The sequence below is a fragment of the Stenotrophomonas maltophilia genome (genome assembly GCF_900186865.1).
In the GTDB taxonomy this organism is placed as follows: Bacteria; Pseudomonadota; Gammaproteobacteria; order Xanthomonadales; family Xanthomonadaceae; genus Stenotrophomonas; species Stenotrophomonas maltophilia.
On the sequence record NZ_LT906480.1, the window covers coordinates 1,498,188 to 1,510,797 of the forward strand.

At 65.3% G+C, this 12,610-nt stretch carries 9 protein-coding genes; 6 read left to right on the forward strand and 3 right to left on the reverse strand.

All coding sequences use genetic code 11. From position 1 onward, the window contains the following. Positions 1-70 precede the first annotated feature (70 nt). From CKW06_RS07255 to CKW06_RS07265, 3 genes are read right to left on the reverse strand one after another with little or no spacing between them, the layout of a single operon-like run. Positions 71-3,064 (reverse strand): Tn3 family transposase, encoded by a 2,994-nt coding sequence (locus CKW06_RS07255; RefSeq protein WP_024956710.1) that lies wholly within the window; start codon positions 3,062-3,064, stop codon positions 71-73. Positions 3,065-3,088: 24 nt separating this feature from the next. Next, the gene (locus tag CKW06_RS07260; protein WP_024956709.1) at positions 3,089-4,360 is read right to left on the reverse strand and encodes a site-specific integrase; all 1,272 of its coding nucleotides are present in this window, start codon (positions 4,358-4,360) and stop codon (positions 3,089-3,091) included. Further along, positions 4,357-4,770, reverse strand: a complete 414-nt coding sequence (locus CKW06_RS07265) for a MerR family transcriptional regulator (protein ID WP_014159616.1) — start codon at positions 4,768-4,770, stop codon at positions 4,357-4,359. The genes CKW06_RS07260 and CKW06_RS07265 overlap by 4 nt, the downstream gene beginning before the upstream one ends. A gap of 105 nt (positions 4,771-4,875) precedes the next feature. Between CKW06_RS07265 and CKW06_RS07270 the strand changes: the two genes are divergently transcribed. The 6 genes from CKW06_RS07270 (at position 4,876) to CKW06_RS07295 (ending at position 12,593) form a co-directional block, all read left to right on the forward strand. After that, the gene (locus CKW06_RS07270; RefSeq protein ID WP_024956708.1) at positions 4,876-5,493 is read left to right on the forward strand and encodes a cation efflux transmembrane domain-containing protein; all 618 of its coding nucleotides are present in this window, start codon (positions 4,876-4,878) and stop codon (positions 5,491-5,493) included. Further along, the gene (locus tag CKW06_RS07275; RefSeq protein ID WP_024956707.1) at positions 5,490-5,846 is read left to right on the forward strand and encodes a hypothetical protein; all 357 of its coding nucleotides are present in this window, start codon (positions 5,490-5,492) and stop codon (positions 5,844-5,846) included. Before CKW06_RS07270 ends, CKW06_RS07275 begins: the two co-directional genes overlap by 4 nt. 87 nt (positions 5,847-5,933) lie before the next feature. Continuing rightward, the gene (locus CKW06_RS07280) at positions 5,934-7,211 is read left to right on the forward strand and encodes a TolC family protein (RefSeq protein ID WP_024956706.1); all 1,278 of its coding nucleotides are present in this window, start codon (positions 5,934-5,936) and stop codon (positions 7,209-7,211) included. Then, positions 7,208-8,158, forward strand: a complete 951-nt coding sequence (locus tag CKW06_RS07285; RefSeq protein WP_024956705.1) for an efflux RND transporter periplasmic adaptor subunit — start codon at positions 7,208-7,210, stop codon at positions 8,156-8,158. The genes CKW06_RS07280 and CKW06_RS07285 overlap by 4 nt, the downstream gene beginning before the upstream one ends. Before the next feature lie 8 nt (positions 8,159-8,166). After that, positions 8,167-11,364 carry an efflux RND transporter permease subunit gene (locus tag CKW06_RS07290; protein ID WP_024956704.1) on the forward strand — a complete coding sequence of 1,066 codons (3,198 nt, stop codon included), beginning with the start codon at positions 8,167-8,169 and terminating at the stop codon, positions 11,362-11,364. 72 nt (positions 11,365-11,436) lie between these two features. Further along, a protein-coding gene (locus CKW06_RS07295; RefSeq protein ID WP_087944427.1) for an IS3-like element ISStma5 family transposase occupies positions 11,437-12,593 on the forward strand; the annotation gives its coding sequence in 2 pieces (ribosomal slippage) (positions 11,437-11,677 and positions 11,677-12,593; 1,158 coding nt in all). Positions 12,594-12,610 lie beyond the last annotated feature (17 nt).

Below are 12,610 nucleotides of genomic sequence, written 5' to 3' on the forward strand. Positions count from 1 at the left end.
AGGGCCAAAAACCACCTAAGCGATTGAAACGCAATGATAATTGCCTTGTCCCGATAGCGCATCTCCCCGTCTATGGGGCCTGTTCAAGGACTTTCGCTGTATAGCTCAGCGGCGCCACTTCCCTATCAAGGTCGAGATGGTAGTCGCCGAAGCGGTTGATGTGGCTGGTCCGAAACGGCGACAGTCCGGCCAGGATCTCGGGCGTCAGTTCAACTCCCTCCTTCCGCATCTCAGCCAAGGTCCGGCTCATGCCTTCTACGTTGTGGAGGATGATCATGTTAGCGACCAGCTGGCTGTACTTGATGATCTTGCGCTGCTCGTGTTGGACGTTCTCAGCAATGATCCCCTGGCTGCCAAAGAACACCCATTTTACGAAGCCGTTGTACTCCTCGCTCTTGTTGGTCGCAGCATGGATCGTTTTCCGAATCTCGTTGTCATCGATGTAGCGCAGCAAGAACAGCGGTCGGACGGCCTTGCCAAGTTCCCGGAAGGCGAAGTACAGCTTGTTCTTCCGGCTGTAGGTGCCCAGCCGGCGCAGGATCGAGGACGCGGTGATCTTCCCCAATCGGATCGAGATCACTACCCGCAGCATGTCGTGGAGATGGGTGGCGATCAGTTGCCAGTCGATGCTGTCTCCGAACAGTGCCTGGATGTTCTTATAGGTCCTGCCAGGTTCAGGCCGGAAGAATGTGAGATCCTTGATGTTTCGTATCCTGGGCATCAGCTGGATGCCCAGCATGTGGGCCAAACCGAAGACCGGATAGCTTTGGGCCTGCGTGTCGCCATGGACGATCTCGGGCTGGATGTCGGACGTGTTGGCCAGCAGGCCATCGAGGATGTAGATGCCCTCGTGCACGCCACAGGGAATGAAGTGGCTGAACAGCGCCACGTATTTGTCGGACACATGGTAGTAGCCGATGCCGCCGTAGCCGCCGTAGCGGATGTGGTACTCCGACAGCAGGTTGTCCTCGTACACGCTCCACTTGGTGCCATCTGCTGACGCGCTCTTGCCGCTGCCCCAATAGCCCGGCAGGTCAAATTTGTTGTAGGTATTGATGACCTCCACGATGGCCTTCTCAAGGACATCTTCGGTCACGTATTTGAGGTTGAGCCAAGCGACCTGGCGACGGCTGAAGCCCTTGATCGACCGCGCCGTCTGCGTCGGACCCAAGTTGCAGCCATAGCAAAACAGCGTGGTGATCACCCGTCGAGGGAGATCTTCAACCTGGCTCTCGGTGCCGGCGATCGGACGGAAGAATCGGTGCAGATCCAGCCATTGGCTGGCGTCGATCAGGACATCGACGATGCTGGACTCCGGGAGCCGTTCGGCGATGAGGCGGTCCACGGTGGCAATGGCGCTTGAGACCTCGGCGCGTTGCCCCTTCCGCAGTACCAGGCGTCCTTCCAGAATGTCCGCATGAACATTCTCGGGGAAACGCTCGTCAACTTCGTCGGCCAAGTCGGTCAGTTGTGCGCGCAACCCGGCCACGAAAGTCGCAGCGTCGGTGGGCAAGCCTGACACCTGGCCATAGGCTTCCAGTTCCTGGGCCAAGGTGGCTTCATCGACCAGCTGCTCGCGGTAGTCGTCAAATCGTTCGCTGCTCGGGATGAAGAGATCTCCCGACTTCAGTTCGTCCTTGACCTGCACCAGCACGGCCAGCTCGAAGTACTTACGGTGCATCCAGCCGGCGCCTGCCGCGCTGGCCCGCTTGCCAAACACGTGCTGACGCCAGAGCTTGGACATCCAATCGAAGTCCTTTTCCGGGTCCAGGCCGAGGGATGCGACCTCGATCAGCTCACGGCGTTGGTTGCGCAGCGACAGCACCGCTGCAATCAACGGCTCCATGCCGGCATCGTGGCTGGTTGCCCGCAAGTTCATCAGCTCCAGCCCATTGAACAGCAGCGGCCTGACCGCGCCGTAGGGTTGCAGCATGAAAGGCAGATAGTTCTTTCCTGCGTATGCCATATGTTCTTCGCATTCGGCCAACAAGGTCGACACTTCCGCTTCCAGACTGTTATCGATGGCATCCACGCGCTGACTATCGCTGCCGTCGAGCTGATAGGCCTGCAGGATTTCCTTGAGCTGGCCGATCAGGAAGTCGGCCCGCTTGGCATGTTCGAGCTGGTAGGCCAGCAGCTTTTGCTGGGCCGTGTTCTCCAGCCCGCGCACCTGCTTGATGAACAGCTCGGCTGCGTCATCCAGCGTCTTGGCATGCTGGGCGCGAATGAAGATGGTGGCCAACGCATAGCGCTTGTCCGGAGCCAATTCGGCCAACTCGCTGGCGTCGTACGCACGAGCCATTGCACGGAATTGCTTGAGCTTGGGCACCGGCACATCGATGGGAGGCAGTTGCTCGGCCAACTGCTGCAGCATGCGGATGTGCTGCAGATAGAACCGGACCTCCTTGTTGGTCGGGCGGCCAGGCTCGCGCTTGAGCGAGTGCCAGCCGGTGAACCTGGACCCTTCCGGTGCGCGCAGCAGTTCATCAATGAGCGTGCGCGTGGCAGGCGTCAGTGCATGGCTGATGCTGCGGTAGTACCCCAAATTGACCCGCTCGCGGGCACCGATGGCGGCCAGCTCCAGGGTGCGGAAGCCAGGCAGTTCGTAGCGATGGTGCACCAGCTCTTCAAGCAGGACGTTCACGATGTCTGGGATGGTGTGCTTGGTCTGGGCTGCGGCGGTGGCCACCGTATCCAGCCAAGCCAGCCCCGACTTGTCCAAGGGACGTACCCCAATGAACTTCCGAAGTTGTGGCATATGCCGGCGCTTGCTGCCGGAGACGTCATAGCGTTCGAGCTGGTCGGAGGCCAGCACCCGGCCGAGACGTGCGGCCTTGGCGATGTGCTGCCGGATCCGCTCAGGCACCTCCGCCAACAGCGTGAAGTAGCCTAAGCGTTGGAAGAGCTTGAGATGGATCAGTACCGCCAGCTGCGGACCCGGCTGGGCAGTCAGCTGCTTGGCAAAGGCGATTTCAGCTGCGGTAGGGGTATAGACCTCCTCCAGTTCCTTGGCGGTGGGATCAGGCTTCAGTCGCGGGTAAGCGGTCTCGTGAAGGGTAGCCATTGGATCCGGAGGTTGTGAGGGGAATCAGTCCCAGTGCCGGCCGTCGTCTGTACTGAGTGACGCTTCCAGGAAACACTGGTGCGTATCGGCCATGCGGTGCATGTCATCGAGCAACGTGGCCAGGATTTCATCCAGATCCCGGTCGGGATCGGTGGGAACAGTCAACCGGTACTCGCTGCTGGCGGTGTTCAGGCGCATAGCCTGGAACGGGGCCAAGCAGATCTCTTCGATCCGGCCTCGGGCCCTGGCCGCGCCGCGGCCGGCGCGGGCAAACGGGGTCAGCACCAGGCGTAGGCGCAGCTGCAGGGCAGATTTGCCCTCGGGCGCCGGCAGCACCATCGTCGGAGCTGGCGCGGTTGGGCTGGGCAGGCTCGCTTCAATGCGATCCCGGGCGAACGGGTCACGCCCGTCCAGGTAACGCATGGCCGAGTGCACATCGCGCCAGCCCACGTACTCCATCAGCGCCTTCATATCCCAGCCTTGGTCGTTGGCCCAGCTGGCAAACCCGCGGCGCAGCGAGTGGCTGCTGTGGAGCCCAGCATCGGCAAACCCGGCACTGGCCAGCAACTCGCGCAGCAAGCGCACCAAACTGTTGGGATGCAGGCCCTCGGCGCTCACCTGGCCCCATTGGTTAACCGCCCGAAACACCGGCCCTTCGTGCAGGTCGGCCGCCTGCAGCCACGTCTGGGTCGCCTCCACCGGACACAGCCGCGACAACGCTGGCACTTTGTAGGTGACGCCGGCGGCCTGCCTATCGCCCTTGCTGCGCGGCAGGAAGCAGGTCATCCCCTGTCCCGGCACCAGCGTGAGATGGGCCACTTCCAGCCGCAGCAGTTCATCGCCGCGAAAGCCACGCCAGAATCCGAGCAGCACCAGCGCTCGGTCCCGTTGGTGGCGAAGCGCTGCCGCTCCATCGCCCCGGGCATGCGCCGCAGCGATCGCGGCAGCCAACCAGTCATCGAGCTCGACCAGCCGCCGAATCTGCAGCGGCGCGGCTTGCTTGACCTGGCCCGAGTGCAGGGTCTGGATGCCTTTGAGCACCTTGCGCACCAGCGGCGACCGGGTCGGGTCGACAAAGCCGTGGTCGCGGTGCCAAGAGGCAATGGCGGCCAGCCGGTGGCGAAGGGTGCTGGTGGCCAGGGTCTGCGCATACGCGGCCAGGTAGCGGGCCACGCTGTCCGGTGTCGCTGGGAGGTGTCCTTGCCACTCGACTTCAAAGTGCCGCAGCGCCGACGCATAGCTGCGCACCGTGTTCTGGCGCGTGGCCGCATCGAGGTAGCGGTCCAGTTCGGTCACTGGCGCGTGGCCTCCACCGAGGCCGGCTGCCGCAGCGTTGACAGGATGGTGCATTCAGCCCGCTGCCCGCCGTGGCAACTGGCAATCACCCGTTCCAGCTCGCTTGCCATGCGCTGCAGGTCGGCCATGCGCGCCCGCACGTCGGTCAGATGGCTGCGGGCCAGCCGATCCACGTCCCCGCATGAAAGCTCTTCATCGCCCGCCAACTGCAGCAGGCTGCGGACCTCCTCCAGGCTGAAGCCCAGGTCCCGGCCGCGCGCAATGAAGCGCAGTCGCTCGATGTCGGCCGGGCCATAGACCCGGTAGCCATTGCCCGAGCGCCCCGGGCGCGGCAGCAGGCCGATCCGCTCGTAATAGCGGATGGTCTCCAGATGGCACCCACTGGCGTCGGCAGCCTCACTGATTTTCATTCGTAGTACGCTTGACTCCGTAGTAGCTACGGACTTTACCCTCACCGGCTGTGTCATGCCAGCGTCCCGCCCGGGCCCGGCTTCCTTGCGAATGGAGATGTTCCGATGAGTGATTGTGGCTGCCACCACGAGGCCAAGAATGCGCAGGAGCAGCGCGTCCTTTGGATCGCCTTAGCATTGAACGCGGCGATGGCCGTGATCGGCGGCATCGCCGGCTGGATTGCCCATTCCACTGGCCTACTGGCCGACGCTCTGGACATGCTGTCCGATGCCACCGCCTATGCCATTGGCCTGGTCGCTATCGGGCGCACGGCGCGCTTCAAGGCCAATGCCGCGTGGGTCAGCGGCAGCGTGCTGCTTGTGCTGGGTGTGGGCGTGTTGGCCGAGGTCGGCCGCCGCGTAATGTTCGGTGCCGAGCCGGTCAGCGGCTGGATGATTGGCACCGCCCTGCTGTCGCTGGTGGTCAACGTGACGGTGCTGCGCATGCTGGCGCCGCTGAAGTCCGGCGAGGTGCACCTGCGGGCGACCTGGTTGTTCACCCGCGCCGATGTGGTGGCCAATGTTGGGGTGATCCTGGCCGGCCTGTTGGTGTGGTGGTTGGCTAGCCCGTACCCGGATTTCGTGATCGGCGCCCTGATCGGTCTGTATGTGATCAAGGAAGCCTTCGAGATCCTGGGTGATGCCCGCCGGGCACGTGCCGACGCGCGCAAGACCCCTGCATGACCGCCCGTGGCCGGCTGCGGACGGGCCTACGCTGGCTGCTGCTGGCGCAGCTGGCGATGGGTTTGCTAGTCCAGCCGGTCTTGGGTCTGGCGAGCGAACTGCACGTTCACATCCATCCGACCATTGCCGCCCATGGGCCGGCAGTGGTCGCACCAGCACCTGAGCGTGGCATCGGCGCCGCCTTGCACCGGCTTCACCAGCTGGCGCTGTGCTGCAGCCAAGCCGCACAGCCCCCTGAGATCCTGCTGTCCGTTGCGGACATCGGCCGGCATTTGTCGGTGATGCACGTCAACACGGTCCCGTATCCGCACGAGCAGCCGGTCGCGCCGTTCCGGCCTCCGATCGCAGGGTGATCTCCGCCGGCAGCGCCGGCCTAGCGACCTGCTGCTGTGCGCGGTTGGTGATCGTTTGTTGATGTCGAAACCCTTCGGAGTACTTCCATGCATGTGCGATTGGCGGCCTTGGCCGCATGGCTGCTGCTGACTGCGGCGACAACGCCGGCGGCAGCGGCCGAACTGATGACCTTGGACGACGCGTTCGCGCGCGTGGCCCAAACCCACCCCGAGCTGCGCTTGGTCGATGCGCGGGCCACCGTGCTCGCTGCCGAGCGCGACCAGGCGGTGCAGCGCCCACCGTGGACGCTCGGTGCCGAGGTCGAAAATGCGTTGGGCACTGGCGCGGCCCGCGGTCTGGACAGCGCCGAGTTGACCTTGAGCCTGAGCTCGGTGCTGGAGCGCGGCGGCAAGCTCGACGCCCGGCGCACCTTGGCCCAAAGCCGGATTGATGCACTGGCCGTGCAGCGCGAGACCGGGCGGCTGGACTTGCTCGCCGAGACGGCGCAGCGCTATTTGGCCGTTGTCGGTGCCGACCGGCAACACAGCCTGGCGGACATGGATGTTGGCCAGCGCCAGCGAACCGTGGCCGCTGCCCGGCAACGCCTGCAGGCCGGCGCTTCACCCGAATCGGTGCTGCTCACCGCGCAGGCAGCGCTGGCGCGGGCCGAGCTGACGCGTGATCGGGCCGAGCAACAGCGATTGGCCGCCCGTCAGCATCTGGCCGCGCTGTGGGGCGAACGTACTCCCACCTTCGAGGTGGCTCCGGCCGATCCGATGGCCCTGCCGGCGATCGCCTCCATGCAGACGCTGGCCGATGAGCTGGAGCGGACTCCGGAACTGGCGCAGTTTGCCGACGCCCGACGGATCGCGCAGGCACGACTGCAGCTGGCACGTTCAGCGGCCTCACCGGACCTGTCCTGGCAGCTCGGCGTGCGCCGCCTGCAGGAGACCGACGACACTGCACTGGTCGCTAGCATGTCCATACCGCTGGGCAGCCGCAGCCGCGCACAGCCAGAGATCCGCGCCGGCGAAGCCGAGCTGGAGGTCCTGACGATCGAGCGCGAGGCCAAGGGCCTGTCGCTGTACTCCACGCTGGTCGAGGCCCATGGCCGCTACACCGTGGCGCAGGCCGAGGTGGCGCGGCTGCAAGGAGACGTACTGCCGAAGTTGGCCCGGGCCGAGCAGGCTGCCGAGCGGGCCTATCGCGCCGGCGCGATCAGCTATCTGGAATGGGCACAGTTGCAATCCGAACGCACGGCCATGGCCCAGCAGCAGCTTGACGTCGCCTTGGATGCGCAGCGCGCCCTGATCGAAATTCAACGACTGACCGGCCAGGCGCTTGTCACGCCGCCGGCGGCCGCTTCCACCGGAGAGACCCCATGAATCGCTTTTCCTGGACCGCACTGGGCATGGCCCTGATGCTGGCCGCCTGCAACGCGTCGACCCCCAACGAAGCCTCTGAGGGCGGCGCCGCCGCTGAGGGCGAAGAGCACGGCGAGCACGAGGAAGCGCCGCTGGAAACCAAGATTGCCGCCAAGGCGGCGCAGGCGGCGGGTATCCAGGTCGCGCCGGCAGGCCCCGGTGAGATTGCTGACGAGCATGAGGTGCAAGGGCTGCTCACCCCCATCGATGGGCGCATCGCGCAGGTCACTGCACGCTTCCCCGGACCGGTCCGCTCCGTGCGAGCCGGCGTGGGCGATCAGGTACGGGCCGGCCAGGCACTGGCCACGGTAGAGAGCAATCTGAGCCTGACCACCTATACCGTCACCGCGCCGATCAGTGGCGTGGTCATGGCGCGTACGGCCGCTGTGGGCATGGCGGCTGCTGAGGGCGCGCCACTGTTCGAGGTCGCCGACCTGTCCACCCTGTGGGTGGACCTGCACATCTTTGGGGCCGACGTCCAGCACATCGGTGCCGGCGTACCGGTGACGGTCACCCGCTTGAGCGATGGCGTCACCGCGCAGACCACCTTGGAGCGCGTCCTGCCCGGCACCGCCACGGCCAGCCAAAGCACCATTGCGCGCGCCACCGTGGCCAACACCGATGGCCTGTGGCGGCCGGGTTCGGCGGTCAAGGCGCGGGTCACCGTGGATCGCCAGTCGGCGGCACTGGTGGTGCCGATCACCGCGCTGCAGACCGCAGAAGACCAGGACGTGGTCTACGTGCAGCAGGGAGAGACCTACCACACCCGGTCGGTCAAGCTGGGGCGCCGCGACGCTGAGCGCGCCGAAGTGCTGGAAGGGCTCAAGGCCGGTGAACAGGTGGTGGTGGCCCAGAGCTTCCTGATCAAGGCCGACATCGAAAAATCCACCGTCGAAGAAGACCATTGAGGCCCGCCATGCTCGAACGCCTCATTGGGCTGTCCATCCGCCATCGCTGGCTGACGCTGGTGTTCACCGCTGCGCTTGTTGCGCTGGGCGTGTGGAGCTACCGTCACCTCTCAATCGACGCCACGCCGGACATCACCAACGTCCAGGTCCAGATCAACACCCAGGCCCCGGGTTACTCACCGCTGGAGGCCGAGCAACGGGTCACCTTTGCCATCGAAACGGCCATGGCCGGCCTGCCCAAGCTGGACTACAGCCGCTCACTGTCACGCTACGGGCTCTCCCAAGTCACTGTCGTGTTCAAGGACGGCACCGACCTGTACTTTGCCCGCCAGCAGGTCGCCGAGCGCCTGCAGCAAATCGCTTCCCAGCTGCCCGAAGGATTGGACCCGGAAATGGGGCCTATCTCCACCGGACTGGGCGAGATCTTCATGTACACCGTGGAGGCCGAGCCCAACGCTCGCAAGCCCGACGGCACCCCGTACACGGCCACGGATCTGCGCACCCTGCAGGACTGGGTGATCCGGCCGCAGCTGCGCACCACGCCCGGCGTCACCGAGGTCAACACCATCGGCGGCTTTGAGCGGCAGATCCACATCACCCCCGACCCGGCCCAGTTGGTGGCGCTGGGCTTCACGTTGAACGACGTGGTCGCCGCGGTCATGCGCAATAACCAGAACATCGGCGCCGGCTACATCGAGCGCAACGGCCAGCAGTTCCTGGTGCGCGTGCCCGGCCAGCTGGCCAATCTGGAGGCGATCGGCAACATCGTGCTGGACCGGCGCGATGGCGTGCCCATTCGGGTGCGCGATGTGGCCAGCGTCGGGGAAGGCAAGGAGCTGCGCACGGGCGCGGCCACCCAGAACGGCCATGAGGTCGTGGTCGGCACCGCCTTCATGCTGTTCGGCGCCAACAGCCGGGAGGTCTCCCAAGCGGCTGCGGCCAAGCTGGACGCCGCCAACGCCAGCTTGCCCCCGGGCGTGCATGCAAAGGCCGTGTATGACCGCACCGCGCTGGTGGACCGCACGATCAGCACGGTGTCCAAGAACCTGATCGAGGGCGCGCTGCTGGTGGTGGTGGTGCTGTTCCTGCTGCTGGGCAATGTGCGCGCTTCGCTGATCACCGCCGCAGTGATTCCGCTGGCGATGCTGTTCACCATCATCGGCATGGTCCGTGGCGGCGTATCGGGCAACCTGATGAGTCTGGGTGCGCTGGACTTCGGCCTGATCGTGGACGGGGCGGTGATCATCATCGAGAACTGTCTGCGCCGGTTCGGGGAGGCGCAGCACGCGCTGGGCCGCCAGCTCAACGATGAAGAGCGCTATGACCTGACCGCCTCGGCCACCGCCGAGGTGATCCGTCCCAGCCTGTTTGGCCTGGGCATCATCGCGGCGGTCTACCTGCCGATCTTCGCGCTGTCCGGGGTGGAAGGAAAAATGTTCCACCCGATGGCGATCACGGTGGTGCTGGCCCTTACCGGTGCCATGGTGTTGTCGCTGACCTTTGTGCCGGCAGCGATCGCCACCTTCCTGCGCGGCCGCGTGGCTGAGCACGACAACCGCCTGATGCGCTGGTCGCGGGCCCGCTATAGGCCGCTGCTGGATTGGGCGCTGCGTCGGCGCGTGGTGGTGCTGGCCGGCGCGGCCGTGCTGGTGGTGGGCTGTGGCGTGCTGGCCACCCGCCTGGGCTCGGAGTTCGTGCCGAGCCTGGATGAAGGCGACATCACCTTGCAGCCCATGCGTATTCCCGGCACCAGCCTGGAGCAGTCGGTCGCCATGCAGGAAACGCTGGAGAAGCGCTTGGCCCAGTTCCCGGAGGTAGCCAACATCTTCTCCAAGATCGGCACCGCCGAGGTGGCCACCGACCCAATGCCGCCATCGATGGCCGACACCTTCCTGATGCTCAAGCCCCGCGACCAGTGGCCCGATCCGCGCAAGCCCAAGGCCGAGCTGGTGGAAGAGCTGGAGGAGGCGGCCAAGGAAATCCCGGGCAGCAACTACGAGTTCACCCAGCCCATCCAGATGCGCACCAACGAGTTGATCTCCGGCGTCCGTTCGGATGTGGCGGTCAAGGTCTACGGTGACAACCTGGACCAGCTGACGCGCCTGGCCAGCCGGGTCGAGCGGGTCATGCGCAGCGTCCCCGGCGCCGAAGACGTCAAGGCCGAGCAGGTCTCGGGCCTGCCGCTGCTGACCATCACGCCGGATCCGGCGGCATTGGCACGGTATGGCCTGAACCCGGGCGATGTGCAGGAAACGGTGGCCACCGCCATTGGCGGCAGTGTCGCAGGCCAGTTGATTGAAGGGGACCGTCGCTTCGACCTGGTGGTGCGCCTGCCCGAATCGCAGCGCCAAGACCCGGCCGTGCTGGCAGATTTGCCGATTCCGCTGCCGGCAAGCACCAGTGTCGACGAGTCCAGCCGTCTGGCCGCCGGCGCCAATGGAGGGCCTCGTACGGTGCCACTGCGGGAAGTGGCGAAGATCCAGGTGGAACGCGGGCCCAATCAGATCAATCGCGAAAACGGTAAGCGGCGCGTGGTGATCACCGCCAACGTGCGGGAACGCGATCTGGGCGGGTTCGTCGGCGAGTTGCGCACGCGCATCGGCCAAGATGTCACGCTTCCAGAGGGCTACTGGATCGATTACGGCGGCACTTTCGAGCAGCTGATCTCGGCCACCCAACGCCTGGGGGTGGTCGTTCCGGTGACGCTGGCGTTGATCTTCGCCCTGCTGTTCATGGCCTTCGGTTCGGCCAAGGACGCGACCATCGTGTTCAGTGGTGTGCCACTGGCGCTGACCGGCGGTGTGCTGGCGCTGGCCCTGCGCGGGATTCCGCTGTCGATCTCGGCCGGCGTGGGCTTCATCGCACTGTCGGGCGTGGCCGTACTCAACGGCCTGGTCATGATCGCGTTCATTCGCCGCTTGCGCGAACAGGGTGATCCGCTGGACGAGGCGGTACGCGACGGCGCCCTTGGCCGGCTGCGGCCGGTGCTGATGACCGCCCTGGTAGCCTCGCTTGGGTTCCTGCCCATGGCCTTGAATGTCGGTGCTGGCTCGGAGGTGCAGCGGCCGCTGGCCACCGTCGTCATCGGCGGCATCGTCTCATCCACCGCATTGACCTTGTTGGTGCTGCCGGTGCTTTATCGTTGGCTGCATCGCGACCGCGCTCCCCGCGCCGGCAGCACTGCTTTGGAGTCTTCGGCACCATGAACGAGCTCAAGGGTTCACCCCCGTTTTCACGGACACTTACGAGAAGGCCGATCAAGGCCATGAGGAGTGTTCATGTCGAAGCGAAGGAAGTTCAGCACCGAGTTCAAGCGCGGTGCGGTTGAGCAGGCCAGCCAGCCGGGCGTCAGCTGTGCCCAGGTGGCCCGGGAGCTGGGGATCCGGGATGCATTGCTGACCCGCTGGAAGCGGGAGGCCCAGAGCCGGGGCCAGGTGGCCTTCGGTGGCACCGGGACGCCCCGGGACGAGGAACTGGCGCGGCTCAAGCGCGAGCTGGCCCGGGTGAAGAAGGAGCGGGATTTTTTGCGAGAAGCGGCGACGTTCTTTGCCAAGGGATCATCCTGAGGTATCAGGTGATCGAACGTTGCCGCGATGAGTTTCCAGTGCGACTGATGTGTCGTTGCCTGCGGGTCTCGGCCAGCGGTTACTACGACTGGAGTAAGCGCTTGCCCAGTGCCCGGGAGCGCGACAACCAGCGCTTGCTCGGCCGGATCCGTGAGTTGCATGAGGACAGCCGGGGCACATTGGGCGCCGGCCGGATGCATGAAGACCTTGCCGAGGAAGGCGAGACGGCGAGCCTGAACCGGGTGGCGCGTCTGATGGCGACCGATGGCCTGCAGGGTTGGCCGCGACCGAAGCGGCGAGGCCAGCGCGGCAAGCCGGCGCTGACGCCGCCGGGTGTGCGCAACCTGCTGGAGCGGGACTTCACCGCGTTGGAGCCGGAGACCAGGTGGGTCACCGACATCACCGAGCTCAAGACCCGGCAAGGCAAGCTGTATCTGTGCATCGTGCTGGACCTGTTTGACCAGCGGGTGGTGGGGTGGTCAATGCATCATCGTCAGGATCGTCAGATGGTGATCAGGGCCGTGCAGATGGCGGTCTGGCAGCGCCAAGGCAGCCATCCACTGATCCTGCACTCCGACCGTGGCAGCCAGTTCCGAAGCGGCGACTACCAGCGTTACCTGGCGGCCAACGGCTTGGTGTGCTCGATGAGCGCGGTGGGCCACTGCGGTGACAACGCCGCGTGCGAAGGCTTCTTCGGCCTGCTCAAGCGCGAGCGGGTCTACCGCATGACCTACCCAACGCTCGATGCCGCGAGGGCGGATGTGTTCGAATACATCGAGCGGTTCCACAACCCGAGGATGCGACGAAGGGTCGCCAGGCAAGACCAGAAGTTCTCAGCCCTTTTACAACCGTCCGTGATTTCGGGGTAGAACCCCAACCAGCTGGT

Bases quoted from the DNA above. Each gene is read 5' to 3' on its own strand.
- CKW06_RS07255 (WP_024956710.1), bottom strand. From the start codon at position 3,064: ATGGCTACCCTTCACGAGACCGCTTACCCGCGACTGAAGCCTGATCCC.
- CKW06_RS07265 (WP_014159616.1), bottom strand. From the start codon at position 4,770: ATGAAAATCAGTGAGGCTGCCGACGCCAGTGGGTGCCATCTGGAGACC.
- CKW06_RS07270 (WP_024956708.1), top strand. From the start codon at position 4,876: ATGAGTGATTGTGGCTGCCACCACGAGGCCAAGAATGCGCAGGAGCAG.
- CKW06_RS07275 (WP_024956707.1), top strand. From the start codon at position 5,490: ATGACCGCCCGTGGCCGGCTGCGGACGGGCCTACGCTGGCTGCTGCTG.
- CKW06_RS07280 (WP_024956706.1), top strand. From the start codon at position 5,934: ATGCATGTGCGATTGGCGGCCTTGGCCGCATGGCTGCTGCTGACTGCG.
- CKW06_RS07285 (WP_024956705.1), top strand. From the start codon at position 7,208: ATGAATCGCTTTTCCTGGACCGCACTGGGCATGGCCCTGATGCTGGCC.
- CKW06_RS07290 (WP_024956704.1), top strand. From the start codon at position 8,167: ATGCTCGAACGCCTCATTGGGCTGTCCATCCGCCATCGCTGGCTGACG.